Consider the following 26,269-nt stretch of genomic DNA (forward strand, 5'->3'; position numbering starts at 1 on the left):
ATGCGCAAGTCCTCACCGCCACGCGGCACCTCCATGAATGCCGCCTGGCCCGGCATGCTGTTGCTCGCCGGCGGTCTCGGCGCGGGTCTGGCCGGTTGCAGTCGGCCGGAGCAGCCGGTCATCGGGCCGCTGCCGGCGCTGGGTGGCAGTGCTGCCACGCATGCGCAGCCGCGGATCAACGGCACGATCGGCGCCCCGGAGCAGCCAGGCCCGGCGCTGCTGAGCTACGGCCGCACCCAGTCGGGCGCTACCCAGTCGGGCCGCGGCGCGCGCGGCGCCACCGATAACACCAGCATGGGCGCGAACGGCACCATCACGCTCGATTTCGCCGACACCGACATACGCGACGCGGTGGCGCAGATCATGGGCACGCTGCTGCACGACAACTACACCATCGATCCGGCGGTCAAGGGCACCGTCACCCTGCACACCGCGGCCCCGCTGACCACCGCGCAGTTGCTGCCGGTGATGCAGGCGCTGCTGGCCCAGGTCGGCGCCGAGATGGTCCGTTCGGACGGGCTCTACCGCATCGTCAGCGTCGGGGTCGCCGGCAAGGGGGGCGCCTCGCCCAACACCGCCCTGGCCGAGGGCGAGTCCGTCGGCGGCTCGTCGCTGATCACGTTGCGCTTCGCCAATGCCGAGGATCTGGCCAAGGCGTTGCAGCCGTTCGTCGGCGCCGGCGGCAAGATCGCCGCCGTTCCCGGCAGCAACGCGCTGCTGGTGGCCGGCGACGCCGATGTGCGGCGCACGCTCGCGAGCCTGGTCGCCGCCTTCGACGTCGACGCCCTGGCCGGGCAGTCCTATGCGTTGCTGCCGGTGGAGAGCGGCACCGCCAAGGACATGGCGAGCGCGCTCGGCGAGGCGCTGCGCGGACAGGGCAAGACCTTGGCCGACATCGTGCGGGTGATTGCGATGAGCCGGGTCGACGCAGTGCTCGTGGTGGCACCGCAGCGGCGCTACATCGATGACGCGCGCCGGCTGTTCGCGCTGATCGACGCCAACCGGCGAAACACGGTGCGCTCCTGGCACGTCTATTACCTCCATAACAGCCACGCCTCCGACATCGGCAACCTGCTGCAACAGGCGTTCACGCCGGACGACGTCACCATCCAGCCGAGTCCGGCGCGGCAGTTGCCCGAGAGCGGGCAGCTCGGCGGCGGTGTCGAGTCTGGCGGTGGCGGTTTCGGTGGAGGCGGGATCGGCGGTGGCGGCATCGGCGGGGGTGGCATCGGCGGCGGTGGCATCGGTGGGGGTGGCATTGGCGGTGGCGGCATCGGCGGGGGTGGTAGCATCGGCGGCATTACGTCCGGCCAGTCCGTTGGCGGCGCCAGCCCCGGTACCGCCAGCACCCAGCCAAGCGGCGGCGGTGCCTCCGCCAACCCGCTGCTCGGCGGCCTCGACACTGCGTCGGGCGGCGGCGGCGGCGGCAAGACCAACGGCATGCGGATCATCGCCAATCCGCAGAACAGCGCGATCCTGGTCTACGGCACCGAGCGCGAGACCGACGCGGTCAGCAACATGCTGCGCAAGATCGATATCGTGCCGCTGGAAGTGCGCATCGACGCGGTGGTGGCCGAGGTCGACCTCAACGACAACCTGCAGTACGGCACGCAGTTCTTCTTCAAGTCGGGCGGCATCAACGGCGTGCTCAGCAACGCCGGGGCCGGGGCCAGCAGCACCATCACCGGCACCATCGCCAACACCGTCACCAGCGCCGGCCTCGGCGCCAGCCTGCCGGGCCTGGTGATCGGCGGCCTCGGCAACGGCGGCGCGCCGCTGGCGATCTCGGCGCTGCAACAGGTCACCAAGGTGCATATTCTGTCCTCGCCGGAGCTGATGGTGGTCAACAACCAGCCGGCGCGATTGCAGGTCGGATCGCTGGTGCCCTACCAGAGCGGCACCGCCCAGAGCACGCTGACCAGCACCTCGCAGATCGTCAGCCAGATCAACTACCAGCCGACCGGCGTGATCCTGGAGGTGACGCCGCGTGTCGATACCGGCGGCATGGTGACGCTCGACGTCTCCCAGGAGGTCAGCTCGGTGGCTACCGGCACCACCACGCCGGGCATCACCTCGCCGACCTTCCTGACCCGCAACGTCAACACCCGGGTCGTCGTGCAGGACGGCGAGACCATCGGCATCGCCGGGCTGATCACCGACAATGCCAGCCGCGGCAACAGCGGCATCCCCTGGCTCAAGGACATCCCGATCCTGGGCGCATTGGCCGCCACCCAGACCAACACCCGGGTGCGCCAGGAGCTGCTGGTGCTGATCACGCCGCACGTGGTGCACGACCAGCTCGACGCGCAGGCGTTGACCGAGGATTTGCGCGATCACCTCACCGACTCCGCCTCGGTGCCCTATGACAGTTCGCGCGCGGCTGGCAGCGCCGATCCCAACCACCGTGTTCTGCGCAGCCTGACCCTTGAGCCGTAGTCCGCCCCTGAAGCGCCGAGACATGGGCAGATGCCGGCCGCATGACGGCTGCCGGGCCTGTCGGTGCTGACGCACCAGGCCGAGGCGATGGGGCGGTCTGGGTTCTATCTCTTTGTTTTCACGAGCACTACATCGGCCCAAGCGTTTCCGCTTCCTCCGAAAGCGCTATCGGTCGCGGCAATACCGAGCCTCGGCATTGAGGCGGGATGGCTGCGGCTGTGCGTCTCCCCGTCCGGCAATCATAGGGTCCGCTTTCCCGTGCGAGGGCCGGGGGTGGGCGGACATACCCAGGATAGTCTAGCGGGAGCCGTCGGGGCAGTGGCACCGCCCTTTTCCTGCGCCATCGACTCCATCAGTGATTGCAGTTGTCCACCATCTTGGACACTTTCTGCATCATCTCCGGATTCATCATCATTTCGCCCTGACCATTCGGCATGCCGTGTTCCATCATGCCGCTGCCCGAGGCCGCCGGCGGTGTTGCCGGAGCGGCCGATTGGGCAGCCCCTTGATCGGCGGCGCGGGAGGGTGACGCGCTTCTCTCACTCGGCTGGGATCGCCGCCTGCTTTCCAGCGGGCCTGAGAGCCTCGGCACGGTGAGGAGTTGTGTCTGGCAAGTCCTGCAAAATGGTTTGGGCGCGGCGGTCACGGTGGTGATCGCAATTGTTCCTTGATCGCGTGACGGCTCTGAGCGGGGGAGGATTGGCCGGGTCGAGGCTGGCGCTCTTGCGCCACCGCGAAGCGGCGCGGAGCGGCCTTGAGGCGGACAAGCCTCCCCCGCATCCTGGGTCATGCAGCCAAGGCTCGCAGGGTTTCTTTCTTGTGCTCCCGCAGGTGCTCCATGTTGAGATAACGTAACGCTTCAAGCCAACCCTCGTGCGTCTCGATGGCCAGCGCGCGTGAGAGGCGCAGGCAGCTGGCGGTGTTGGGGAAGATGCGCACCACCAGGGTGCGGCGCTTCAGCTCCTGGTTCAGCCGCTCCAACATGTTGGTCGACTTCATGTGCTTGTGATGGGCTCTGGGCAGCCGATAGTAGGTGAGCGTCTCTTCGACGTTCTCCTCCACCCAGGCCACCAGCTTGGAATACTTGCCCTGCCATTTGGTGACCCACTGGGCGATGTCGCGGCGGACCTCCTCGATGTCGCGCCGGTCATAAAACCAGCGCAGCTCCATCAGGCAGTCGTCGTCATGCTTGCGCGGCAGGTAATCCAACGCGTTGCGCAGAAAGTGCACGTAGCAGCGCTGCCAGGCCGCCTCGGGCAAGATTTCCCGGATCGCCGCCTTGAGGCCCGCGTGATCGTCGCTAACCACATACTCCACCCCGTGCAGGCCGCGCGTCCGCAGTCCAGCCATGAAGTCTCGCCAACTCGACCGGCTCTCGCGGTTGGCGACCTCCACGCCCAGCACCTGGCGCCGCCCCTCCCAATCCACGCCGATCGCAATCAGCACCGCCTGGCTGACAATCACGCCGCCTTCGCGCACCCGCTCGTAGCGGGCATCCACAATGAGGTAGGGATACGGCTCCTCCAGCCGCCGACCAAAGAACGCCGTCAGCTTCTCGTCCAGCCGCGACGTCGCCTCGCTGATCGTCGAGGCCGAGAAGCTGTGACCGCATAGCTCCTCGGTGATTGCCTTGACCTTCCGCGTCGAGACACCCTGCACATACATCTCCGCAAGCGCCCCGACCAAGGCCTTCTCCGACCGCTGATAGCGCTCGAACAGCTCCGTCGAAAAATGACCCGCCCGGTCCTGCGGAACCCGAAGCTCCAAAACGCCGACACGGGTGATCAGCTTGCGGTCGTAGTAGCCCGACCGATGGCCCACCCGCTCGGCCGTTCGCTCGCTCTTGCCAGCTCCCAGCGCCTCGGTCATCTCCGCCTCTAGCACCTCCTGCAATGCCGCCTGCAAAACCGCCCGAAAGCCGTTCTCGTCAGACAGCAGCAGCGCCTTCATATCCGCGCCCAATGGCGCTAAATTCAACTTGGTCATGGCATCGCCCTTCCACGGGGTTGGTGACTTCGAACATCACCACTTTGCCATGACCACCTCGCTACCGCGATTTTGCAGAACCTTCAGGACACTACCCGGTGAGGCAGCCGCCATCCCTTGATGATCGCGTAGATCGCGGGGATGACGAGCAGGGTTAGGAGGGTGGAGGACACCATCCCTCCGACCATGGGGACGGCGATGCGTCGCATGACTTCGGAGCCGGTGCCGGTGCTCCAAAGGATCGGCAGCAGCCCCGCCATGATCGCGACCACGGTCATCATCTTCGGCCGCACGCGCTCGACCGCGCCGTGCATGATGGCCGCCTGCAGATCGCCCCGCGTCATGGAGACGCCCTCAAGAAGACGCTTTTGCCGAATTTCGACGAGCGCCTGGTCGAGGTAGATCAGCATGACCACGCCCGTCTCGGCCGCGACGCCCGCGAGGGCGATGAAGCCGACCGCGACGGCCACGCTCACGTTGTAGCCCAGCAGCCACATCAGCCAGGCGCCCCCCACAAGCGCGAACGGCACCGAAAGCATGACGATGAAGGTCTCGGTAAGCCGCCCGAAGTTGAGGAACAGCAGCACCATGATCACGACCAGCGTGGCCGGCACCACCACCTTCAGCTTGGCCTTGGCGCGTTGCAGGTACTCGAACTGGCCACTCCACTCGATGTGGTAGCCCGGCGGCATCTTGACCTGCTCCGCCACCTTACGGGACGCCTCGGCAACGTAGCCGCCCAAATCGCGGCCAGCGAGATCGACGTAGACATAGGCAACCGGCTGCGCGTTCTCCGTGCGGATGCTGGGTGGTCCGCCCGTCACGCGCACGCTCGCGACCTCCCCCAAGGGAATCATCGCGCCACTCGTCGTCGGCACCAGGACCTGACTGGCAATGGATTGCGGGTCATCGCGCAGGCCGCGTGGGTAGCGGACATTCACGCCGTAGCGCTCACGCCCTTCGACCGTCGTGGTGACGGTCTCGCCACCAAGAGCGGCGGCGACCACGGATTGAATGTCATTGACAGACAGGCCGTAGCGTGCCGCCGCCTCCCGGCTTGGCGAGATTTCAACGTAATGGCCGCCCTCGGTGCGTTCGGCGAAGGCACTCGTCGTACCCGTCACGCCATGCACGACCTGAACGACCTGGGCTGCTAGTGTGTCGAGTTCATGGAGGTCTGGCCCGAATACCTTCACCCCGACCGGTGTGCGGATGCCAGTGGACAGCATGTCGATGCGCGCCTTGATCGGCATCGTCCAGGCATTGCTGACTCCAGGAAGTTGCAGGGCGGCATTCATCTTTGCGATGAGCTGATCCACGGTCTCGCCACCGGGCCAGGTGCTTGGTGGCTTGAGGTTGACGATCGTCTCGCTCATTTCGAGCGGCGCCGGGTCGGTGGCCGTCATGGCGCGGCCTGCCTTGCCGAACACCGACTCGACTTCTGGGAACGACTTGATGATGCGGTCCTGCGTTTGCAGCAGTTCAGCCGCTTTGGTGACGGACAAGCCGGGCACGGTCACAGGCATGAACATCAACGTTCCCTCGTTCAAGCTGGGCATGAATTCACTGCCGAGCTGAGTGGCCGGCCACACCGTGGCGCCAATGATCGCGATGGCGGCGATCACAACAAGCACCGGGATTCGCAGCACAAGGCGGATCACCGGGCGGTAGACCCAGATCAGCGCCCGGTTGATCGGGTTCTTGCCCTCGGGAATGATTTTACCGCGCACGAAGAACAGCATCAGCACCGGCACCAGCGTGATGGACAGCAGCGCGCCGCCGGCCATCGCGAAGGTTTTGGTGTAGGCGAGCGGCTTGAACAGCCGGCCTTCCTGGTCCTCCAGCGCGAACACCGGCAGGAAGGCGGCGACGATCACCAACAGGCTGAAGAACAGCGACGGCCCAACCTCGCGGGCGGCGGCGATCAGCGCCGGTCCGCGTGGTTCGCCGGGCTGCAATCGCTCGACATGCTTATGGGCGTTCTCGATCATCACGATCGACGCATCCACCATGGTACCGAGCGCGATGGCGATGCCGCCTAGGCTCATGATGTTGGAGCCGATGCCGAGCGCGTGCATGCCGATGAAGGCGATCAATATGCCGATCGGCAGCGTCAGGATGGCAACCAGGGCGCTGCGGAAGTGCAGCAGGAAGATGACGCACACCGCGGCGACAATCAGGCTCTCTTCGAGGAGCGTGTGCTTGAGCGTGTGGATAGCGCTATCGATGAGCTGCGAACGGTCATAGACCGGCTCGATCGAGACGCCTTTGGGCAGGCCCGGCGCTATTTCCGCCAGCTTCGCCTTGATGTTGTCGATGGTCGTGAGCGCATCGGCGCCGTCCCGCTTCAAGGCGATGCCGCCGACCACTTCGCCGGTGCCGTTCATCTCGGCGATGCCGCGCCGCTCGTCCGGACCAAGCTCGACGCGGGCCACGTCCTTCAACAGCACCGGGGTGCCGGACCCGTTCGGATCTGCCTTCAGCACGACGTTGCCGAGATCGGCCATGTTCCGCAGGTAGCCGCGGCCCCGGATCATGTACTCCGTCTCGCTCATTTCGATCGTTCGGCCGCCGACATCGCGATTGCTCGCGCGGATTGCATCGGTCACCGTGCTGAGCGGAATGCCGAAGGCCTGCAGTTTCTGTGGATCGACAACGACCTGGTACTGCTTCTCGAAGCCGCCGACGCTGGCGACTTCAGAGACGCCTTTGGCCGTGACCAGATCGTAGCGGATGATCCAGTCCTGGATGCTGCGCAACTCGGCAAGGGTGCGCTGGGCGCCGAGCACGACGTATTCGTACACCCAGCCGACGCCGCTGGCATCCGGCCCAAGCGCCGGCGACACACCGGCCGGCAGACGCTTGGCGGCGAAGTTCAGGTATTCGAGCACCCGCGACCGCGCCCAATAGAGGTCGGTGCCGTCGTCGAACACGACATAGACGAAGGACAGGCCGAAATCCGAAAAGCCGCGGACCACCTTGGCGTGCGGTACGGCGAGCAATGCCGTGGTCAGAGGATAGGTCACCTGGTCCTCGACCACTTGCGGCGCCTGGCCGGGATATTCGGTGTAGACGATCACCTGCGTGTCCGAGAGATCTGGCAAGGCGTCCAGGGGCGTGTTGGCAACGGACCACACGCCGATGCCGACCACGATCAGCGTGGCGAGCAGCACCAGTATCTTGTTGCGGGCGCACAGCTCGATGAGGCGGCCGATCATGGCGTGTTTCTCTGTTGGGTGGAGGGCGGCTTGGCGCCGTCGGCGAAGCCTTGCAGGGCCGCGCGCAGGTTGCTTTCCGCGTCGATCAGGAAGTTGGCGCCGACCACGACGCGGTCGCCGAGCTTGATGCCGTCGATCACCTGCACCCAGTCATCGCCGTGGATGCCGAGGTGGACTTGCCGAGGCTCGAAGCGGCCGGCCCCGGCCGCCACGAGGACGACCTGCCGCGTTCCGGTGTCGAGCACAGCAGAGTTCGGCACCGTCAGCACGGGCGCGCCACCTGCGGTGGCATCGATTTGCACGTTCGCGAACATCGCGGCGCGCAGCGCCCCGTCAGGATTGGGCAGCACGATGCGCACCCTGGCGGTCCGGGTCGCGGCCGACAGCGTCGGGTAGATAAAATCGACGCGGCCCTCGAAGGTGCGGCCTGGGAACGCGACGAAGGTCGCGTGCGCCGTCTGGCCAGGCTGTATCGCGCCCAGGTCCTGTTCCTGCACCTGTGCGATGAGCCAAAGCTGGGAAAGGTCCGCCGTCTTGTAGAGCGGCTCGCCAGCGTCCACCCGCATTCCCTCCTGCACCGGCTTGTCGGTGACGACACCATCGGCCTGGGCCATGACGGGGATGCGCCGGATGGATCGTCCGGACCGGCGAAGGCGAGCGATCTCCTCCTCCGGGATGTCGAGTGCGCGCAGCCGTTGCAGGGAGGCCGGGACGATCGCCCCGCCCATCCGAGCGGCAATGAGATACTCCTCCTCCGAGGCAACCATGTCGGGCGAGTAGATTTCAGCCAACACCTGCCCGCGCTTCACCGGGTCTCCCGTCGCGGCAACGGTGAGGCGTTCGATCCATCCGGGAACCCTCGTCGTGACCGTCACCAGGCGGCGTTCATCGAATTGTAGAGTTCCGGTCGCGCGAACGCTGCGGGCCGCCGATGGGCGCATCGCCGCCGCTTCCGTGCGCACGCCCAAGGTCTGCAAGCGGCCTGGGGTGATCCGTACGGTGCCGGGCGGGTCGCCTTGGCTGCCCTCGTCAGCGTAGACGGGCAGGTAGTCCATGCCCATCAAATCCTTCTTGGGCTTGGGCGAAGTGTCCGGCAGCCCCATCGGATTGCGGTAGTAAAGGACGCGATGATCACCGCCGCCCGTTGGCTTGGGCGTAGCCGCCGATTCCGCCGCGGCTTGAGCGCCAGGAACGTCCTCAAAAACAGCCCGGTAGTCTCGGCCGTCCGCCGTCTTCTTGGGGTCGGCCGCGTAGGATGGCTTGCCGTCCGGGTCCTGATAGAACAACGGATGCCGCGCTGCCTCTTCTGCATAGGCGATGCCAATCCCCGCGACACCGATGCCGATTGCGGCGGCCAGGAGCATGGAGCGCATCACAGGTCTCCTCCGATCAGGCGTTCGATCGCGGCGAGCTCGACCTGCTCGTCAAGCTGGGTCTGCAGCAGCCGAAGCTCGACATCGTGCGTCTGGTGCTCGGCGCTGATGGCGGCCGTCAGGTCACCTTTGCCTTGTCCGTAATTGGCCAGGACTGTCCGGAATGCCCCACGGGCCTGAGGTAGGGCCTCCTGCCGCAACAGGGCCTCCGCCGTGCGGGCTGCCCGGAGCTTGGCGACCGCTTCGCCCAGGGCCCCTTCGATCTCCAGACGGGCGGCGTCAAACCGTTGCTGAGCCGCGCCAAGCTGGGCCGCCGCTTCCTGCTGCCCGGCACCCTCGCGCCCCCACGGCAGCGGGATGTTGAGCCCGACCGTTGCCGAGAAGCCGACCGGCCGGTTGTTGGTCTGGATCAACGGCCCTGCACCGACGGTCACGTCCGGATACCAGGCCTTGTCCGCCAGCGTACTGCGCGTGCGGGCCGCTTCGATGGCTGCATTGCTCGCGACGAGCGTCGGATTGACCGCCCTCGCGCGATCGACCAGCAACGTGAGAGCTGGATCGTTGGTGGGAACGGGCTTGAGGCGCAACGGCTCGGCAAGCGGTGCATCCGCCGATCGCCCAACCAGAGTGTTTAGAAGCGCCCGGGCGGCACTCTTCGCGCCCTCCAGTCTGGCCGCCTCGACCTTGGCCGTCGTCTCTTCCCCGAGCGCCTGAATGACGGCCACTTGGTCGCCGCCGCCCTGGCCGTAGCGCACGGAGGCAGCCGACCGCATGCGGCGCGCCAGGCCGGCAATCTCCTGGTTCACGGCGATGTCGCGAGCAGCCAGATAGTACTGCGCGTAGGCGACCTTGATCTTCTCGTCGAGTTCGTCCTGCGCGGCGCGTTCCCGGCCACGGCTGGCATCGACATCTGCAAGCGCTGCCTGACGGCGCAGGCTGCGCTTGCCCCAGAGCGGGAAAGCTTGGGTCAGCATGACCGTATGCGCGCTGAAGACGCCTGGATCCTTGTAGTAGGTGTAGCTATCGGCAATCGTCGGATCATCGAGCGCATCGGCGCCGCTGGCCTTGGCAGAAGCGGCCTCGGTGTCGAGTGCCGACGCTCGCAAAGCAGGGCTTAGACGGCGTCCCGCGGCCAGCAATCCGTCAACGGTCGTGCCCAACGATGCGTCGGTCGGTTGGGCACGGGCAGGAGCCTGGATGGCCGCTCCAAGGGCAAATACCAGGCAGGCACAAAAGGGCAGATAAGCCGGCCGGTAGCGGCATTCCCTGACAAGACGGATCACAGCTTGATTCCGATATCAAGGCCGGGAGCGGTGCTGCCGAGCGACTGACAAGCCTGGGTGAGGCCTGCAATTTCGGCCGGTGTGTCAACATCTTTCGCGGCAGCGCCCATCATGACCGGAAACGATGGCCACACGTTGTCAATGGCGGTTCGTATCACTTGGTCGATCCGTCCGTGGTCCTCATCGGCGCGTGCCTGAACATGTTGCAGATCCGGCACAGTCAGCCGCGACAGCACGGGGATCAATTCCCCTGTGAACAGCGTCAGCGCTGTGTCGCCCGACGCCGCGAAAAGGATGTGGGTTTCGAGCGAAAACACCGCTCTGGTCGGAGCGGGACAGTCCGTCTCGCGCAAAACCGCGTCCGGCTGTGGCGTCATCGGCAGAGTGCCGTCGCTCTGAGCGAGGGCCGGCGTGCAAGCAACCAGGCTGCCCGCCAGCATCCCACTCGCGCCCGACATCCGGCGGGCGCCCACGTCACTTCACCAGATCGGCGTTGACGGTTCCGGTAACGGTCTCTGGCTCACCCTGTACTTTCGCCGACAGGTGCAACGCCCAGGTGCCGGTCATTCCGGGCGCCACCTCAAAGCTGTAGACGCCACCTTTTGCGGGCATTGGCTTTACCGGAGCCGGCATAGTCGCCATGCCGCTCGGGCCCATGTCGGCCTTGCTCTCGAAGATTACGGCATCTGGCACGGGCTTGCCGTCCGGGACATGCACGAGACGCACCTGAACAATGTTCCTGCCGGCCGACACGGTCGGTTTGCCGACCAGCTCAAAACGGTAGTCTCGGGCAGCCGCATAAGCCGCCGGGTTGCTGGCGAGAGTCGCTGCCCAGAGACCACTTATTGCGATTACAGGCGTGATGAAGCTCATCGCTCATTCCTTTGGTTTAACGATGCAGGAGAAGACACAAGAACAGGCGCGGCGGTCGCCGATCGGCAGACCGCAGTCGCAACCATCATTTCGCCAGAGCGACTGTGAGAACCTGAGGGGCCAATACCGTCTGATTGCCTGCCTGCGCAGCGAGCGTGAGGCCCCATTGGCCAGCCATGAGCGGGTGGACTTCCGCCCTGTAAGTCCCCGGATCGCCAAACGGCCTGATGTAGGAGCGGGCTGTCATCTCGCCCATTCCGTCCGGGGCCATATCGACCCGCAGCAGATCAACTGTGGCATTCGTCACAGGCGAACCGTCCGCGCTCCGGACGAGGCGGACGAACACCAGGCTTTCGCTGTCCGCCTGATGCATCTTGCCGATCCCGCCGTTCTGCCGGGGCTGCCCGATCAGTTCGAAACGAAGATCCGGTGGAATCCCAAGCCCAGCGCGGTGATTGTTCGCGTCACTCAGCGCCTGTTGGCCGGCAACGTGGCCCTTTGCAGGTTCTGCTCCCGCGACCGGACCATCAGGTAATGTTACAATCAGAGTGGCCTGGACTGGCTCGCTGACCCCAAAAGGTTCGGCTTGTAGATTGAGCGCCGAACGCCCTGCCATGATCGGATCAAGGGCCACGCGGTGGATCGTGGAGTCCGCCTCGGGAAGGCGACGAATCCGAGCGGTCATATTGGGCATACCGTCCGACGCCATGTCCGCAGTGGCGTACAGGACCCCATCTGCCTCAATCAGTGCGTTATCGCCCGTGCGAACGATTCCTAACTTGATCGTACTTCGGGTGTTCGGGCTGTTTCCAACGGTTGACCACTGATGGTCAGGGTTGTGCGAACTTCCGGAACTGGTCGCTTGCGCCTGAGCCGCCATCGCGGCAATGGCGCCCACGAGCGCAATCGCGCCCGCAAGCTTGCGAAGATACGTCATTGAAGTAGCCTCTTGGCGGCCGCCGCAGCGCTTTGCGCGAGGCTGGCAGTGAACAGTCAGATGAGGAGTGGACGCACCTCGGGTGTGCGTCGGTTGGCCTCAGACTGTTCGGGGCGGAAGGGGCTCGGGTGTAAGGGAGACGCTGGCCAGACTTGAACCGGGAGACCAGTACTCGACGCTGTCGAACTGGTCCATGTGCACGGCAAGGGCGAACCGTGCGGGAACGGCTACGTCCGTTGTGCAGACCAACTGCTTAGTGCAGTCGGAGTTGATAGTCTTGCACGGCATCATGGGCTTGCCATGCGCCGTGTCCGCTGCCGACATGGTCATGCCGCATGGCATGGCGGCCGCCTGCCCTTGCTCAGGTCCCACGATCATCGGGCCCATCGACGCCGGCTTGGCATACGCCATCGAACTCGCGGAGAGGCCGAGAACGACGAGCGCGATAACCAGACTGCGAATGGTGGCGAGGAAAGGCATTATAGCTCGTGACCTAAGCGGAGACGGCCAAGTTTACAAGCGGCAAGAGGTGGCGTGTGGCTACCCTTGGCAAACCTTCAAGGTCGCGCACGATGGGGCACTCCAGACGGTCGCTGTTGTCGCAGGCTGCGACGCCGGCCACAATCCAAATGGTCCTGGCCGATACCTTTCTTTGGGCTACGCCGGCTTGGTCTTCTACAGTCGCCCCAGCAACACCGTTCATTTGCATGTTAGCCTACTGCATTCGCTGTTCACGACCGCAGTGTGCCAGGCAGAAATCCTCTTCGGCCTTGCCATCATGCCGAGCGGCCGAGCGGGACCACCGATCTCATGCCGGCCGCGATTGCGCGCGCACGCGAAGCGAGCGTAGTCACGCGCAATGGAACCGATTTTGAAGACGTCGGCGTGGCGATCGTCAAGCCGTGGGATGAGTAGGCGCTCCCACAATGCAGGTTGCAGAGGCACTCCCGCATGACCGGACGGGAGCCGGGGCGGTTCGTCCCCCACCTTCGCGTTCGTACCGACATTCAGGGCTTCTCTGGGCGTGGCCCAAAGGCACAGCGACGGGCCGTAGTGGGTCACGTCGCTCGGGCGGCTGGCAAGAGGGTGGCAGACAAGACGCGTGACCGCGGCTTCGCGCTGCTGATCGTGCTGTGGACGCTGTCGCTGCTGTCGCTGCTGATCAGCCAGCTCGCTGGCTCCGGACGACAGGCGCTGCGCCTCGCCGGCAACATGCGCATGCACGCGGCCTTGCAGGCGGCAGCCGACGGCGCCGTGCAGGAAGCGGGCTTTCATGTCGCCGCGGCGGGGGTCGCGCATTGGGCCGCCGATGGCGTGGCGCACGGGCTCAGCGAGGATGGCGCGCGGATAGGCGCGCAGGTCACCAACGAGGCCGGACGGGTCAACCCGTCGATCGCCTCGCTCGACCTGCTGGCCGCGACGGTGCACCAATGCGGCCCCGACACGCCGCAATCCATCGCCGTGGCCTCGGCGATCGTCGCCTGGCGTTTCCCTAGCGCGCAGACGAGTTATGGCGCCGACGCCTACGTCCGGGCGCACCGCGCCTACGCGCCGCCCGGCCAGCCGTTCGAGAGCCTCGACGAACTCTCTTTGGTGCTCGGCATGACGCCGGCGCTGCTGGGCTGCCTGACGCCGCATCTGTCTCTCTATGCGACATCCGACCCGGATCCGGACGCCGCCGACCCGTTCGTGCTGCGCGCACTGACCCAGGTGATTGGTGCGCCGCCCCCGCAATCAAACGCGCCAGTCGAGGAGAGCCTGGTGCGGATCGGCGTCGTGGCGACCGGCCCGGACGGCGCGCGCGCCAGCCGCCAGGCGATCCTGCGCATGATCACGCCGAACGAGGCAGCGCCCGGCACTGGAGGAAGCGGTGACGGAGGCAGCCTGGCGCCGTACAAAATCCTCAGCTGGACGCCCTGATTTGCGTGCGGCCCGGGTATGCTATACGCGCTGAGGATCATTCCCGCCCCAGAGGACGCGCCAAAAACCGTCATGCCCACAGCCCTGATCACCGGTATCACCGGCCAGGACGGTGCCTACCTCGCCGCCCTGCTTCTCGACAAAGGCTATCGCGTGGTCGGGCTCGCCCGGCGTTCGGCGTCCGCTGACCGGGTCGACGAGCGTCTGCGCTGGCTTGGCGTGCTCGACAGGGTCGAGCTGGCGGACGGCGATCTGCTCGATGTGTCGAGCCTGATTCGTATCATTCAGGACGTCGGCCCCGACGAGGTCTACAACCTGGCCGCGCAGTCCTTCGTCGCCGCGAGCTGGCAGCAGCCGCTGCTGACCGGGTCGGTCACCGGGCTTGGCGCGGTCAATCTGTTCGAGGCGGTGCGTCTCGCCCACCCGCAGGCGCGCCTGTATCAGGCCTCCTCGTCGGAGATGTTCGGGCTGATCCAGCAGCCGGTGCAGAACGAAAAAACCCCCTTTTATCCGCGCTCGCCTTACGCCGCTGCCAAGCTGTATGCGCACTGGATGACGGTGAACTACCGCGAAAGCTTCGGCCTGCACGCCTCCTCGGGGATCCTGTTCAACCATGAGAGCCCGCTGCGCGGCATCGAGTTCGTCACCCGCAAGGTCACCGACGGCGTCGCCCGTATCAAGCTGGGTTTGGCCGACAGCCTGGCGCTCGGCAATCTCGACGCCACCCGCGACTGGGGCCACGCGCGCGACTATGTGCGCGCCATGTGGCTGATGCTGCAACAGGAGGTGGCGGACGACTACGTCATCGCCACCGGCCGCACCACCTCGATCCGCGAGCTCTGCCGGATTGCGTTTGCGCATGCCGGACTGGATTATGCGGCGCACGTCACCTCGAGTGCGTCGTTGATGCGTCCGGCCGAGGTGGATGTGCTGCTCGGCGACCCCGGCAAGGCAAAGCGCGTGCTGGGCTGGCAGGCGACCACCTCGCTCGAAGACATGATCGGCGAGATGGTCGATGCCGACCTCGCGCGTCACCGCGCCCGCCACCTTGCCCTGCGGACCTGAGTAGCACGCGCCCATGACCGCCCCGGCCCGCGTCCTGGTGACCGGATTGGGCGGCTTCGCCGGCCGCCACCTGGGTCCGGCGTTCGCGGAAATCCTGCCTGGGGCGACGTTGCTGCCGCTGGGCTGCGACCTCACCGACGCCGATGCCGTGGCGGTACGGGTGCGCGAAGCCCGGCCGGATGCGTGTTTGCACCTGGCGGCGATTGCCGCGATCGGGGTTGCCAGCGGCGATCCGGCTCGCGCCTGGCAGGTCAATCTGCACGGCACGCTGGCACTCGCCTCGGCCCTGAGCCGGCACACTCCTGACGCTACCCTGGTGCATGTGTCCTCGGCCGACGCCTATGGCCGCTCGTTCGCCGTGGGTATGCCGCTCGACGAGACAGCCCCACTGGCGCCGATCAACGTCTATGGCGCGACCAAGGCGGCCGCCGACCTGGCGCTGGGGGCTATGGCTGGTCTGAGGGTGATCCGCCTGCGCCCATTCAACCATTCGGGTCCCGGACAGAGCGATGACTTCGCGGTGTCCGCCTTCGCCCGCCAAGTGGCGCGGATCAAGGCCGGGCTGCAGCCGCCGGTGCTGCGCGCCGGCAATCTCGATCCTGAGCGCGACTATCTCGACGTGCGCGACGTGGCCCGCGCCTATGCGCTCGCCGTCGATCGCGCGCAGGCGCTACCCAACGGCACGATCCTCAATCTCGCCTCCGGTGTCGCGCGCCGGATCGGCGACGTGCTGGACGCGCTGATCGCCCTGGCCGGTGTGGCGATCGCCATCGAGCCGGATCCGGCGCGCATGCGGCCGTCCGACATCCCGCACGCCTCCGGCAACGCCGCCCGCGCCCTCGACCTGCTCGGCTGGAGCCCCCGCATCGCCTGGCCGCGGACCCTGGCCGAAGTGCTCGAGGACTGGCAGCGCCGGGTCTGATCGCAGTTGGCGATCGCGCCCAAAATCGCGCCCAAAATCGCACGACGAAAGTTGTTGCTACATAAGAACGGTCCGCGTTAGCTAGCGCCATGACGAGTGTCGCGACCCTCAGCCCTCCACCGCCGGCGTCCGCCAGCCGACCGCCGCCGCCCGCGGCCGCGCCGCCGGCAAAGCCGAACTATCCGGCGCCGGCCTCGCTGCCGACTCAGTCGGGGCCGCACGGTATTCGTTACGACTTCAATTTCGGCGCCCGACTGGTGCTGCCGGAGGGAGATTTCCGCGCCCGTCTCAGCGACGCCGAAACCGCCAACACGTTGTTCGAGACCAGCCGCGGCGGCGTTACCATCCACAGCAGCAAGCGATTCTTCGTGCGCTTCCGGCTCGAGGTGTGGGACGGCGACGGCAACAGCCTGTTCGCGCACGACTATGACGCGCGCGGCCGCGCGGTTCTGATTAATTTTCCGGTCGGCACCATCGGCGACACCGTCGGCTGGCTGCCCTACGCCGTGCAGTTCCAGCAGGCACACGACTGCCACCTGACGGTTGCGATGGCGGAACGCATGATCCCGCTGTTTGCCGCTTCGTACCCGCAAATCAGCTTCCTCGCGCACGAGGCGGTCGAGACCGGGCAGTTCTATGCGACCTACAATATCGGCCTGTTCTTCGACGATGCCGCCTGCGAGAACCAGCCCACCGATTTCCGTCAGGTCGGGCTGCACCGGACCGCCGCCTATATCCTCGGCGTCGATCCACAGGAGGAGCCGCCGACCCTGTCGTTGCGCGACAACAGCCGGCCGATCGCCGAGCCTTATGTCTGCCTCGCGGTGCAGGCGTCCACCCACGCCAAGAAGTGGAACAACCCGCATGGCTGGACCAGGATCGTTGAGACGCTGAAGGCCAGCGGCTACCGGGTGGTCTGCATCGACCGCGACCGCGCGCACGGCGCGGGTCTCGCCTGGACGCATTTGCCGCACGGCGTCGAGGACGAGACCGGCGAGCGCCCGCTCGAGGAACGCGCGCGCTGGCTGGCCCACGCGGATGCCTTCATCGGGGTGTCCAGCGGGCTTGCGTGGCTGGCCTGGGCCGCCGGCTGCCCGGTGGTGATGATCTCCGGCTTCACCCATCCCAGCAACGAGTTCGCCACCCCCGGGCGGGTGATCAACTGGCATGTCTGCAACTCGTGCTGGAACGACCCGCGGCACCGGTTCGATCATGCCGACTATCTCTGGTGCCCGCGCCATGCCGGGACCGCGCGCGCCTTTGAGTGCACACGCTCGATCACCGCGGCCCAGGTCGAGACGGCGATGCGCCGCGTCGGCCTGACCTTGGCCTGACCCCCCAACAGGCCTGAACCAAAGGACCTAACGGAAGATGTCGATTGTCGTCAGCGGCGGCCAGACCAGCAGCGGACTTGCCGTGCTTGCCGGCAATACCGATACGGTGTTGTCCGGCGGCAAGGTCGTGGGCACGCTGGTCAGTGCCACCGCCAGTGGCAGCAAGCCGGCCGAATTGGTCGTCTCATCTGGCGGCTCCGCCTTGCGGACCGTGGTCAGCGGGACCAGCGCCAGCGAAGTCATCGCGGCCGGCGGCTTCGAGAGCGGCGGCACCGACCTGGGCCAAGTACGCAATGCGGGCGTGCTGCTCGACGAGACCACCGGCTATGGCGGCCTGACCGTCACCCTGGGCGGCGGCACCGAGAGCCGCGGCACCGTCGCGGTCAACGGCCAGGATGTCGCGAGCAGCGGCGGCAGGGTGATCGATGAGACGGTCGCCGGCGGCGGCATCTTCACCGCGTCCGCCGGCGGTGTCGGCAGCGCCATCGTGGTGCAGTCTGGCGGCACCGAGATCGCCATCGGCAGCGGCGCGCTGATCAGCCTCACCTCGCTGGCTGGCGTCGGCATCGCCATCTCCGGCGGCGCCATCGTCTCGCAGACGATCCTCAACAGCGGCAGCTTCACCGCGTCGGCCGGCGGCTCCGGCTTTGACGACATCGTCGATGTCGGTGGCACCGAAACCGCCGCCAGCGGCGGCCTGATCAGCGGCGGTGTGGTCGGCGGCAGCGTTATCGCCGCGTCCGGTGGCGTCGTCGAGGCGACGACCATCGTCGCCGACGGAACCGGTATCGTCCGCTCGGGCGGCGTGTTCCGCGACGCCACGGTCTCCGGCCTGGGTGGCGCCGGCACCGTGCTCACCGTGCAGTCGGGCGCGATCGCGTCGCACACCACCGTCACCGGCACCTATGCCTACGAGTTCATCCAGGCCGGCGGCGTCGAAAGCGGCGGTGTCGACCTGTCCGGCGTCGAGAACGCGGGCTTGCTGGACGCCGAGACCACGGGGCGCGGCGGCCTCACCGTGACCTCGTCCGGCGGTCTGGAGATCGGCGGCACCACGCAGGCCGCCGGCGCCGACGTGGCCAGCAGCGGCGGCACCGTCACCGGCGAGAGCGTGCTCAGCGGCGGCAGCTTCACCGCCTCCGCTGGCGGCCTCGGCGTCGGCATTGCCATCTCCGCCGGCGGCAACGAACTCGCCACCGGCACCGAGGGCCTGATCAGCGGCGGCACGGTTGCCGGCAACGCGCTCGCTACCTCGGGCGGAGAGATCGAGGCGCAAACCATTGCGAGCGGCGGCAACCTGATCGTCTCCTCGGGCGGCACCGCAAGCGGCGTCACGATCCGCGCCGGCGCCCTTGAGACCGCCTCCGCCGGCGGCCTGATCCATGGCGGCGTGGTGTATGGGAGTGCCGTGGTCAGCAGCGGCGGCGCCGAGAGCGGCGTGACCCTGTCCGGCGGCACCCTGCTGGTGCAGTCCGGCGGCGTCGCGCACGGCGCGGTGGATTTCGCAGGCTCCGGCGGCGTGCTGTCGATCGACGATCCCAGGGGCACGTTCGGCGGCACAATCAGCGGCTTCCTGTCCGGCGGGGCAACGCCGAAGCCGACCGGCAACATCATCAATCTGCAGGATTTCGGCACCGGCGCCAAGGTGACGGCGACTGCCGCCAACACCCTGCTGGTGACCTCCGGCGGCGCCAGCCTGACCCTGGACGTGGCAGGTGTCATCAAGGGCGAACACTTCACTGTTGCCGCCGACCATGCCACCGGGGTGGGCATCGACATCGTGCCCTGCTTCCTCGAAGGCACCCGCATCCTGGCGAATGGCGACGAGGTGGCGGTGGAGGCGCTGCACGTCGGCGACCTGGTCAGCACCCGCGCGCCGGACGGCAGCCTGCGCGCCAAGCCGGTCACCTGGATCGGCCGGCGCACGCTGACCTCCTCGGAACTACCGGAAGGCGATCGCCACCCGGTGCGGATCCGCGAGAGCGCCTTTGCCGATGGCGTTCCGATGCGCGACCTGCTGGTGACCCCCGAACATTGCGTGCTCGTCGACGACAGGCTGGTGCCGGTGCGCATGCTGGTGAACGGGCGCAGCATCGTCATCGACCACGGCATCAACGCCTATACGATCTACCATGTCGAACTGGCCGAGCATTCGGTGCTGATCGCCGATGGCCTGCCGACGGAGAGCTATCTCGATACCGGCAACCGGAGCCTGTTCGGCAATGCGCAGCCGACCGCCCTGCGCCTCGACCTCTCGCTGGATGCCGGTGCCGCCGCCTGGGCGACGGCCGCGGCCCCGCTCGCGGTCGATCGCGCCTTTGTCGAGCCGGTCTGGCAGCGCCTGGAGCAGCGCGCGGTGCAACGCGGCGTCGTCGCCACCCATCCGTGCCCGACACTGCTGGACGAGCCGGACCTGCGGCTGGTCACCGACACCGGCCTGGAGATCCGCCCGGTGCTGTTCGACGGCGCGGTATATGGCTTCGTCCTGCCCGCAGGCTTGGGGTCACTGCGCCTGCGCTCGCGCGCCTCGCGCCCTTCAGACACCATTGGCCCGTTCGTCGACGACCGCCGGCGGCTCGGCGTGCTGGTCGGCCGCATCGGCCTGGGTGTCGGCCGACGCAGGGTCGCTTTGACCGCGCATCTCGACGCGGCCGCGACCCCCGGTTGGCACCGCATGGAGCAAGGTGCGAACTGTCGGTGGACGGACGGCGACGCAGTACTCGCTCTGCCGCTTGACCGGCTCGAAGGCAAGTCCGGCTGCCTCGACATCCAGGTGCTCGGCGCCGGCCCCTACGCGGTGTTCGACCTTGCCGCCCGGGAGGATCGCCGCAGCGCCTGACGTGGGCACTTGACGCGGTCCGCGCGCACGCGGCACGCAAAGCGGTATGGACGAAGAACCCGCAGCCGGACTGCGCGAGCTGACCTTCCGTGGGCTGCTGCTCGGGGCGCTGATTACCGTCGTCTTCACCGCCTCGAACGTCTATCTCGGCTTGAAGGTCGGGCTGACCTTCGCCTCCTCGATCCCGGCGGCGGTGATCTCGATGGCGAGCCTGCGCATGCTTGCGCGCGGCAGTAGTGGCGCCTCGATCCTCGAGAACAACATGGTGCAGACGCAGGCCTCCGCCGCCGGCACGCTCTCTTCGGTGATCTTTGTCATTCCCGGCCTGGTGATGATCGGCACCTGGCATGGCTTCCCCTATCTGCTGACAGCGTCGATCTGTGCCGCCGGCGGCATGCTGGGGGTGCTGTTCACCATCCCGCTTCGACGCGCGCTGGTGACCGGCAGCAGCCTGCCCTATCCGGAAGGGGTCGCCGCGGCGGAGATCCTGCGTGCCGGCGACGAGCGGGCCGCGCGCGGCGGCCTGGTGGAGCTGATCGCCGGCAGCGCGGTCTCCGCGCTGTTCGCGCTCCTGGTCGGCGGCCTGAAATTGTTCGCCGATAATGCGGCGCTGACGCTCAATGCCGGAGGCGCCATCTTCAGGCTCTCCACCGGATTCTCGCTTGCTTTGGTCGGCGCCGGCTACCTGGTCGGCATCGGTGGCGGCTTGGCGATGCTGCTGGGTGCGGTGCTGTCCTGGGGTGTCGCCGTGCCGCTGCTGACCGCGATCACACCGCATCCGGTAGGCCTCGGCGATACCGCGTTCGCAACCGCGCTGTGGGCGCAAAAGGTCCGCTTCATCGGGGCCGGCACCATTGGCGTGGCCGCGATCTGGACCCTGGTCGGGCTGCTCGGACCGGTCACCGCGGGTCTGCGCGCGTCGTTCGCGACCAGCCACACCGGTGCCGCCGGGCGTCCACGCACCGACCGCGACCTGCCGCCGGCGGCTATTGTCGGGCTTGGCGTGGCCCTGCTGCTCTGTCTGTTCGCGAGTTTTGCGGTGTTTCTGGCGCCGGGCGGCTCTGCCGTCACAGTCATCGTCTCGGCCCTCGCTCTGGCCCTGTTCTGCGTGCTGTTCGGCTTCCTGGTCGCCGCCGCCTGCGGCTATATGGCCGGCATCGTCGGCTCCTCGGCCAGCCCGATCTCCGGCATCGCCATCGTCGCCACCGTGCTGATCGCGCTGCTGGTGCTGGGTTTGCGCGCCAGCGGGCTGGCACCGGCGGGCTTCGCGGCTCCGGGCAGCGGTCTGGCGATCGCCGCTGTGCTGTTCGTGACCTCGGCGGTGATCGCGTCCGCCTCGATCTCCAACGACAACCTCCAGGATCTCAAGACCGGCCAGCTCGTCGGCGCCACCCCGCGGGCACAGCAGATAGCCCTGCTGGTCGGCTGCGCGGTGGGGGCGGCGGTGATCCCGCCGATCCTCAACCTGCTCTATCACGCCTACGGCTTCGCCGGCGCCCTGCCACGCACGGGCATGGACCCGGCGCAGGCGCTCGCCGCCCCGCAGGCGACGCTGATGGCGACGATCGCGCGCGGCATCTTCCAGCACACACTCGATGCCACGATGATCGAGATCGGGCTGGCCCTCGGCGTGGTGCTGATCGTGGTCTCGGCCCTGCTCAAACGGCGCGGGCTCAGCCTGCCGGTGCTGGCGGTCGGGATCGGGCTGTATCTGCCGCCGACGGTGACCATCACGCTGGTGATCGGGGCACTGCTCTCCTGGCTGACCAACCGCATCACCGCCGCGCCCAAGCAAACCCGCCGTCGTGGCACGATGGTCGCGTCCGGCTTCATCGTCGGCGAGAGCCTGATGGGCGTGGCCCTGGCCGGGGTGATCGGCGCCACCGGCAGCGAGACTGTGCTCAGCATTGTCGGACCGGGATTCGCGACTGCCGCCGCCTGGCTTGGATTTGCCGCCTTCGTACTGGTGTGTGCGCTGTTCTGTCGCGCGATCCTATCGCGGGCATGATCAGAAGCCGAAGTGGGTCGCCGCCTCCGACAGCGTCTTGCGGGCGCCGTCGCGATAGAGTGCGGCGAGCAAGTCCGCGACCGGCTGCACGAAGCGGGGCTCCTCGCCGAGGTCACCGAACAACGGCGCGATCGACAGCAGCGGCCGCGGATCGTCGCCTCCCGCGACCGCCTTCTCGCGCAGGGTGTCCGCCATCGGGTGGCGTATCTCGATCGCGGCGCCATGTTCGTCCTCGCCGCGCACGCGTCGCAGCCAGGCGGCGATGGCCAGCGCCAGCAGGTCGATCGAGGCACCTGCGGCCAGCCGGTCGCGCGCGGAATCGACCAGGGTGGCGAGCGGCGCGTCGGTGTTCACCCGCTGCACCGTGTCCTTGATCTTCGGATTGGCGAAGCGCGCGATCAGGCTCGCCTTGTAGGCATCGAGATCGACCCCCGGCACCGGCCGCAGCGTCTGTCCGGTCTCGCGCTGCATCAGGGCGGCCATGAAGCCCGCGATGCGCGGATCGGCCATCGCCTCGTCGACCAATCGGTAGCCGCAAAGCTGGCCGAGCCCGGCGACGGCGAGGTGGCTGGCGTTGAGCAGGCGCAGCTTCATGAACTCGTAGGGGCCGACATCGTCCACGAACTGCGCGCCAACCTGCTCCCAGGCCGGCCGGCCCTGCACGAACCGGTCCTCGATCACCCATTGGATGAAGGGCTCGCAGAACACCGGCCAGCGATCGACGATGCCGAACTGCGTGCGCAGCTCTTCGATGTCCTCGGGCAGCGTCACCGGCGTGATCCGGTCCACCATGGTGCTGGGAAAGCTCGCATGTTCGGCGATCCAGGCCGCCAGCGACGGATCGAGCAGGGTGGCGAGATCGTGCACGGCACCACGCAGCACCTGGCCGTTATGCTGGATGTTGTCGCAGCTCAGCGCGGTGAAGGCCGGCTGTCCCGCGTCCCGCCGGCGTCGCCAGGCGGCCACCAGGATGCCGATTGCGCTCTTCGGCGTGTCGGGGTGGGCGACGTCGTGTCGGATCTGCGGATGCGCGGGATCGAGCCGGTTGGTGGCACGGTTCAGGCAGTAGCCGTTCTCGGTGACGGTCAGGCTGACGATGCGGACGCGCGGATCGTCGATGCAAGCGAGCAGGGCGGTGCTGTCCTCGCCCGCGAAGATCACGTCGCAGACCGAACCGATCACCGTGGCCACGCTGTCCGCGCCGCTGCGCTCGACCAGGGTGTAGAGATTGTCCTGCGGGTGCAGGCTGTCGCGCATGCGCAGGTCCCCGGGCAGCAATCCGGCGCCGACGATGCCCCACGCGAGGGCTGACGGGTCGCGCTCCATCAGGTTGTGCGTGTAACGGGCCAAGTGCGCGCGGTGGAAGCCGCCGAAGCCGAGATGCACGATCCCCGGTGTGACTTGTGCCACGTCGAAACCCGGCGTGTGCACCGGCGGTTTGATGGTGGCCAGGGTGCCGCGGTTCAGCGCGATCGCGTCCATGGGTTGTCTCCTCCCTTTGATCGCGGGACGATGGTCCCTGCACGCAACGCGATCAACTGCCAGAATGCAACGATGTCCAGCATCAGCTACCTGACCCGGATCGAGTTCGAGCACGGCGCGGTGCGAAGGCTTCCCGCCCTGCTCGACGAACTCAAAGTGGCGCGCCCCCTGATCGTCACCGATCGCGGACTCGCCGCCACCGGCATCGTCAAGCGGGTCGCTGGCCTGTTCGACGCAGCACCCCCGGTGTTCGACGCAACACCCGCAAACCCGACCGAAGCCGCCGTGCTACAGGCCAGGGCGCTATACCGCGAGACCGGCTGCGACGGCCTTGTCGGACTTGGCGGCGGCTCTTCGATCGATCTTGCCAAGGCGGTCCGCCTGCTCTCCGGGCACGAAGGGCCGCTCGCGCTATTCACCGCCGTTGCCGGCGGGGCCGCGCGCATTCACGGCCGCATCTGCCCGATGGTCGCGGTGCCGACCACGGCGGGCACCGGCTCGGAGGTCGGGCGCGCCGCCGTCATCGTCACCGCCGAAGGCCGCAAGCTCGGCCTCGTCAGCCCGTTCATGGTGCCGTCGGTGGCGCTGTGCGATCCGGAGCTGACCCTTGGGCTGCCGCCGCTGCTTACGGCCGCCACCGGGATGGATGCGATCTCGCATTGCCTCGAGACCTATATGTCCCCCGCCATCAACCCGCCGGCTGACGCCATCGCCCTCGACGGCCTGCGCCGTGGCATCGCCGCAATCCGCGCCGCGACGCGCGACGGCAGCGACCGCACGGCGCGCTGGGAGATGATGATGTGCGCCTTGCAAGGCGCCCTGGCATTCCAGAAGGGGCTCGGCGCGGTGCACGCGCTGACCCATCCGATGGGCGCAATCCCGGGGCTCACTTTGCATCACGGCACGCTGAATGCGATCCTTATGCCGGCCGTGCTGCGATTCAACCGAACGGCGATCGGCGGCAAGTGGGCGGTGCTGGCCGACATCCTGGGCGGCACGCCGGATCAGGTCATCGCAACGCTCTGCGCCGAGCTCGGCCTGCCGGGCGGCCTGCGCGCGCTGGGCGTGACCGAGACGATGATGCAGCATATCGCGGGCGAGGCCCTGCGCGACCATTGCCACGCCACCAATCCGCGCACGGCCAGCCGCGACGACTATCTCGATCTGCTGCGCGCCGCTGCCTGAGCGGCCGATCAACTGCTGAGGGTGCGGAGTTCGCCGCGTGCGACCCCGACGAGCGTGCGAATGAGCAGCCCACAGATGATGACAGTCGCAAACGCCAACAGCGCCAGCGCAATCGCGTCGGTGACGGTCCCAGGTTCGGCCGCCGCAAAGCGTTGAGCCGCGATCGCGGAGGCGGCAAGCGGGAAGCTGACCGCCCACCACGAGACCCGGAACGGGCAGCAGGCGGGGAGATGGCGAAGCCGGCCCAGGAGCACGGCAAGCATGAACAGCGTCAGCACGTAGAGGGATTCGGCGAACAGGTCGACGCGTCCAGTCGTCGCGACATAGGTGGAGAAGCCGACCGCGAACGGCGCCACCAGGATCAGCAGCGTCGGCTGCAGCGCATCCGGCATGGGCGGCTCGAACACCAGTCGCGAGAAGATCAGCGTGAACAGCGGCACGGCAAAGAACAGACCCACAGCCAGGCCCAGGACCATGACGCCGTGCATGGCCGGCAGGCCAAGCGACGGGATGGCCAAGGGCACGTCCAACAGCCCGACCAGCGGGATGATCCAGGCCGGCGTCGCATGCGCGACTTGCTGCCGATCGCTCATCCAGCGGCTGACGATCATCCAGGCGAACAGCACCATCCCGACCGCGCCGACAACCCAGACCAGTTGCGCGAGCAGCAGATTGACCGGCCTCAGGACGATCGGCAGCAGCAGAAGGCTGATGAGGATTGTGCCGAACAGGTTGCCGGCGATCGGATGGTTGAACTCGGCGCGCACGGCGGCTGGCGCGGTCCGGAACTTCACCGCATAGCCAAGCGTCAGCAGGATGAACGCCGTCACGGCGATTGCGCCGAGGCCGGCCGCCGGCCACGTCGGTACGCCATACCGCGCGTGCGCGAGACGCCACGCGACGGAAAGCCCGGTCAAACCCATCACGGAGCCGAACAGGCCGGCCGGCAGGTAGTCGAATCGCGTTTGATTTGGCGTCGTTGCGACGGGCGCCGGTGCCGGAATGCCGCTCACGATTGCAGCGCCTCAACCAGCAGCTTTTGCGCCGGGTCCAGCCGGTTCGCGAGTGCTGCGGGAACGCCGGCCGCCAGCAGCATCGGCGCGATCGGATGGTATGCGATGAAGGCGCGTCCGTCGGCGTCGTCGCGGACGAGCACCCGCAACGGCAGGTCGAGCGCCGCTTGCGGTGCCGCGAGCATGATCGGTGTGCCGCCTTTGGCATGGCCGTAGATCAGCACGACCGTGGGCGGCATCGTCAGATTGGCATGTCGCGCACCGGCCGCATGATCGATCCGGGCGAAGATCGTAAGTCCGGCACGTTCGATCGCTTTGGTGAGACGATCAAGCGTGGCATCGAAAGCGACCGGGCTTGGATGCTCGACCGTAGCTGAAATCACCTCGCTCACAGC

The 26,269-nt window shown here is 67.4% G+C and carries 19 protein-coding genes; 8 read left to right on the forward strand and 11 right to left on the reverse strand.

All coding sequences use genetic code 11. The annotated features are described in order from the left end of the window. Entirely contained in the window at positions 1-2,436 is a 2,436-nt protein-coding gene (gene gspD / locus ACQY4K_RS11820) for a type II secretion system secretin GspD (protein ID WP_428390405.1), read from the forward strand. Positions 2,437-3,222: 786 nt separating this feature from the next. On the opposite strand, the gene ACQY4K_RS11825 is transcribed toward gspD, so the two are convergent. The 8 genes from ACQY4K_RS11825 to ACQY4K_RS11860 form a co-directional block, all read right to left on the reverse strand. Further along, positions 3,223-4,422, reverse strand: a complete 1,200-nt coding sequence (locus ACQY4K_RS11825; protein WP_428390406.1) for an IS256 family transposase — start codon at positions 4,420-4,422, stop codon at positions 3,223-3,225. A gap of 83 nt (positions 4,423-4,505) precedes the next feature. After that, positions 4,506-7,640, reverse strand: a complete 3,135-nt coding sequence (locus ACQY4K_RS11830) for an efflux RND transporter permease subunit (RefSeq protein WP_428390407.1) — start codon at positions 7,638-7,640, stop codon at positions 4,506-4,508. Continuing rightward, a complete protein-coding gene (locus ACQY4K_RS11835; protein ID WP_428390408.1) occupies positions 7,637-9,004 on the reverse strand; it encodes an efflux RND transporter periplasmic adaptor subunit in 1,368 nt (455 codons plus the stop codon). The genes ACQY4K_RS11830 and ACQY4K_RS11835 overlap by 4 nt, the downstream gene beginning before the upstream one ends. A gap of 8 nt (positions 9,005-9,012) precedes the next feature. Continuing rightward, positions 9,013-10,296 carry a TolC family protein gene (locus ACQY4K_RS11840; protein WP_428390409.1) on the reverse strand — a complete coding sequence of 428 codons (1,284 nt, stop codon included), beginning with the start codon at positions 10,294-10,296 and terminating at the stop codon, positions 9,013-9,015. After that, entirely contained in the window at positions 10,293-10,736 is a 444-nt protein-coding gene (locus ACQY4K_RS11845; RefSeq protein ID WP_428390410.1) for a hypothetical protein, read from the reverse strand. The genes ACQY4K_RS11840 and ACQY4K_RS11845 overlap by 4 nt, the downstream gene beginning before the upstream one ends. Before the next feature lie 34 nt (positions 10,737-10,770). Then, a complete protein-coding gene (locus ACQY4K_RS11850) occupies positions 10,771-11,169 on the reverse strand; it encodes a FixH family protein (protein ID WP_428390411.1) in 399 nt (132 codons plus the stop codon). An 85-nt stretch (positions 11,170-11,254) separates the two neighbouring features. Then, entirely contained in the window at positions 11,255-12,106 is an 852-nt protein-coding gene (locus tag ACQY4K_RS11855) for a FixH family protein (RefSeq protein WP_428390412.1), read from the reverse strand. Between the two features lie 99 nt (positions 12,107-12,205). Further along, complete coding sequence (locus tag ACQY4K_RS11860) at positions 12,206-12,586, reverse strand: hypothetical protein (RefSeq protein ID WP_428390413.1); 381 nt, start codon at positions 12,584-12,586, stop codon at positions 12,206-12,208. A gap of 606 nt (positions 12,587-13,192) precedes the next feature. On the opposite strand from ACQY4K_RS11860, the gene ACQY4K_RS11865 reads away from it, so the two are divergent. The 6 genes from ACQY4K_RS11865 to ACQY4K_RS11890 all read left to right on the forward strand — a co-directional run bounded on the left by ACQY4K_RS11865 (position 13,193) and on the right by ACQY4K_RS11890 (position 22,194). Beyond that, positions 13,193-14,026, forward strand: coding sequence for a general secretion pathway protein GspK (locus ACQY4K_RS11865; RefSeq protein ID WP_428390414.1), 834 nt, complete (start codon positions 13,193-13,195; stop codon positions 14,024-14,026). Between the two features lie 72 nt (positions 14,027-14,098). Further along, positions 14,099-15,091, forward strand: a complete 993-nt coding sequence (locus ACQY4K_RS11870) for a GDP-mannose 4,6-dehydratase (RefSeq protein WP_428390415.1) — start codon at positions 14,099-14,101, stop codon at positions 15,089-15,091. 13 nt (positions 15,092-15,104) lie between these two features. Continuing rightward, positions 15,105-16,013 (forward strand): GDP-mannose 4,6-dehydratase, encoded by a 909-nt coding sequence (locus tag ACQY4K_RS11875; RefSeq protein WP_428390416.1) that lies wholly within the window; start codon positions 15,105-15,107, stop codon positions 16,011-16,013. 89 nt (positions 16,014-16,102) lie between these two features. Beyond that, positions 16,103-17,347, forward strand: a complete 1,245-nt coding sequence (locus tag ACQY4K_RS11880; RefSeq protein WP_428390417.1) for an autotransporter strand-loop-strand O-heptosyltransferase — start codon at positions 16,103-16,105, stop codon at positions 17,345-17,347. A 37-nt stretch (positions 17,348-17,384) separates the two neighbouring features. Next, positions 17,385-20,186: a Hint domain-containing protein gene (locus tag ACQY4K_RS11885; protein WP_428390418.1), complete on the forward strand. Its 2,802-nt coding sequence runs from the start codon at positions 17,385-17,387 to the stop codon at positions 20,184-20,186. Positions 20,187-20,232: 46 nt separating this feature from the next. Beyond that, a complete protein-coding gene (locus ACQY4K_RS11890; protein WP_428390419.1) occupies positions 20,233-22,194 on the forward strand; it encodes an OPT family oligopeptide transporter in 1,962 nt (653 codons plus the stop codon). Here ACQY4K_RS11890 and ACQY4K_RS11895 read toward each other — a convergent pair whose 3' ends face one another. Next, positions 22,195-23,676, reverse strand: coding sequence for a mannitol dehydrogenase family protein (locus ACQY4K_RS11895; protein ID WP_428390420.1), 1,482 nt, complete (start codon positions 23,674-23,676; stop codon positions 22,195-22,197). Between the two features lie 72 nt (positions 23,677-23,748). Between ACQY4K_RS11895 and ACQY4K_RS11900 the strand changes: the two genes are divergently transcribed. Then, a complete protein-coding gene (locus tag ACQY4K_RS11900) occupies positions 23,749-24,861 on the forward strand; it encodes an iron-containing alcohol dehydrogenase (protein WP_428390421.1) in 1,113 nt (370 codons plus the stop codon). Between the two features lie 8 nt (positions 24,862-24,869). Here ACQY4K_RS11900 and ACQY4K_RS11905 read toward each other — a convergent pair whose 3' ends face one another. After that, on the reverse strand, positions 24,870-25,874 hold the full coding sequence (locus ACQY4K_RS11905; RefSeq protein ID WP_428390422.1) for an SLAC1 anion channel family protein: 1,005 nt from the start codon (positions 25,872-25,874) through the stop codon (positions 24,870-24,872). Next, positions 25,871-26,266 (reverse strand): DUF302 domain-containing protein, encoded by a 396-nt coding sequence (locus tag ACQY4K_RS11910; protein ID WP_428390423.1) that lies wholly within the window; start codon positions 26,264-26,266, stop codon positions 25,871-25,873. The genes ACQY4K_RS11905 and ACQY4K_RS11910 overlap by 4 nt, the downstream gene beginning before the upstream one ends. Positions 26,267-26,269 lie beyond the last annotated feature (3 nt).

Origin of the sequence: Lichenicoccus sp. (assembly GCF_965276875.1) — a bacterium.
In the GTDB taxonomy this organism is placed as follows: domain Bacteria; phylum Pseudomonadota; class Alphaproteobacteria; order Acetobacterales; family Acetobacteraceae; genus Lichenicoccus.

What these genes read in the sequence shown, in the direction of transcription:
- gspD (WP_428390405.1), top strand. Translation starts at nt 1, where the DNA reads ATGCGCAAGTCCTCACCGCCACGCGGCACCTCCATGAATGCCGCCTGG.
- ACQY4K_RS11825 (WP_428390406.1), bottom strand. Translation starts at nt 4,422, where the DNA reads ATGACCAAGTTGAATTTAGCGCCATTGGGCGCGGATATGAAGGCGCTG.
- ACQY4K_RS11830 (WP_428390407.1), bottom strand. Translation starts at nt 7,640, where the DNA reads ATGATCGGCCGCCTCATCGAGCTGTGCGCCCGCAACAAGATACTGGTG.
- ACQY4K_RS11835 (WP_428390408.1), bottom strand. Translation starts at nt 9,004, where the DNA reads ATGCTCCTGGCCGCCGCAATCGGCATCGGTGTCGCGGGGATTGGCATC.
- ACQY4K_RS11845 (WP_428390410.1), bottom strand. Translation starts at nt 10,736, where the DNA reads ATGCTGGCGGGCAGCCTGGTTGCTTGCACGCCGGCCCTCGCTCAGAGC.
- ACQY4K_RS11850 (WP_428390411.1), bottom strand. Translation starts at nt 11,169, where the DNA reads ATGAGCTTCATCACGCCTGTAATCGCAATAAGTGGTCTCTGGGCAGCG.
- ACQY4K_RS11855 (WP_428390412.1), bottom strand. Translation starts at nt 12,106, where the DNA reads ATGACGTATCTTCGCAAGCTTGCGGGCGCGATTGCGCTCGTGGGCGCC.
- ACQY4K_RS11860 (WP_428390413.1), bottom strand. Translation starts at nt 12,586, where the DNA reads ATGCCTTTCCTCGCCACCATTCGCAGTCTGGTTATCGCGCTCGTCGTT.
- ACQY4K_RS11870 (WP_428390415.1), top strand. Translation starts at nt 14,099, where the DNA reads ATGCCCACAGCCCTGATCACCGGTATCACCGGCCAGGACGGTGCCTAC.
- ACQY4K_RS11875 (WP_428390416.1), top strand. Translation starts at nt 15,105, where the DNA reads ATGACCGCCCCGGCCCGCGTCCTGGTGACCGGATTGGGCGGCTTCGCC.
- ACQY4K_RS11880 (WP_428390417.1), top strand. Translation starts at nt 16,103, where the DNA reads ATGACGAGTGTCGCGACCCTCAGCCCTCCACCGCCGGCGTCCGCCAGC.
- ACQY4K_RS11885 (WP_428390418.1), top strand. Translation starts at nt 17,385, where the DNA reads ATGTCGATTGTCGTCAGCGGCGGCCAGACCAGCAGCGGACTTGCCGTG.
- ACQY4K_RS11890 (WP_428390419.1), top strand. Translation starts at nt 20,233, where the DNA reads ATGGACGAAGAACCCGCAGCCGGACTGCGCGAGCTGACCTTCCGTGGG.
- ACQY4K_RS11895 (WP_428390420.1), bottom strand. Translation starts at nt 23,676, where the DNA reads ATGGACGCGATCGCGCTGAACCGCGGCACCCTGGCCACCATCAAACCG.
- ACQY4K_RS11900 (WP_428390421.1), top strand. Translation starts at nt 23,749, where the DNA reads ATGTCCAGCATCAGCTACCTGACCCGGATCGAGTTCGAGCACGGCGCG.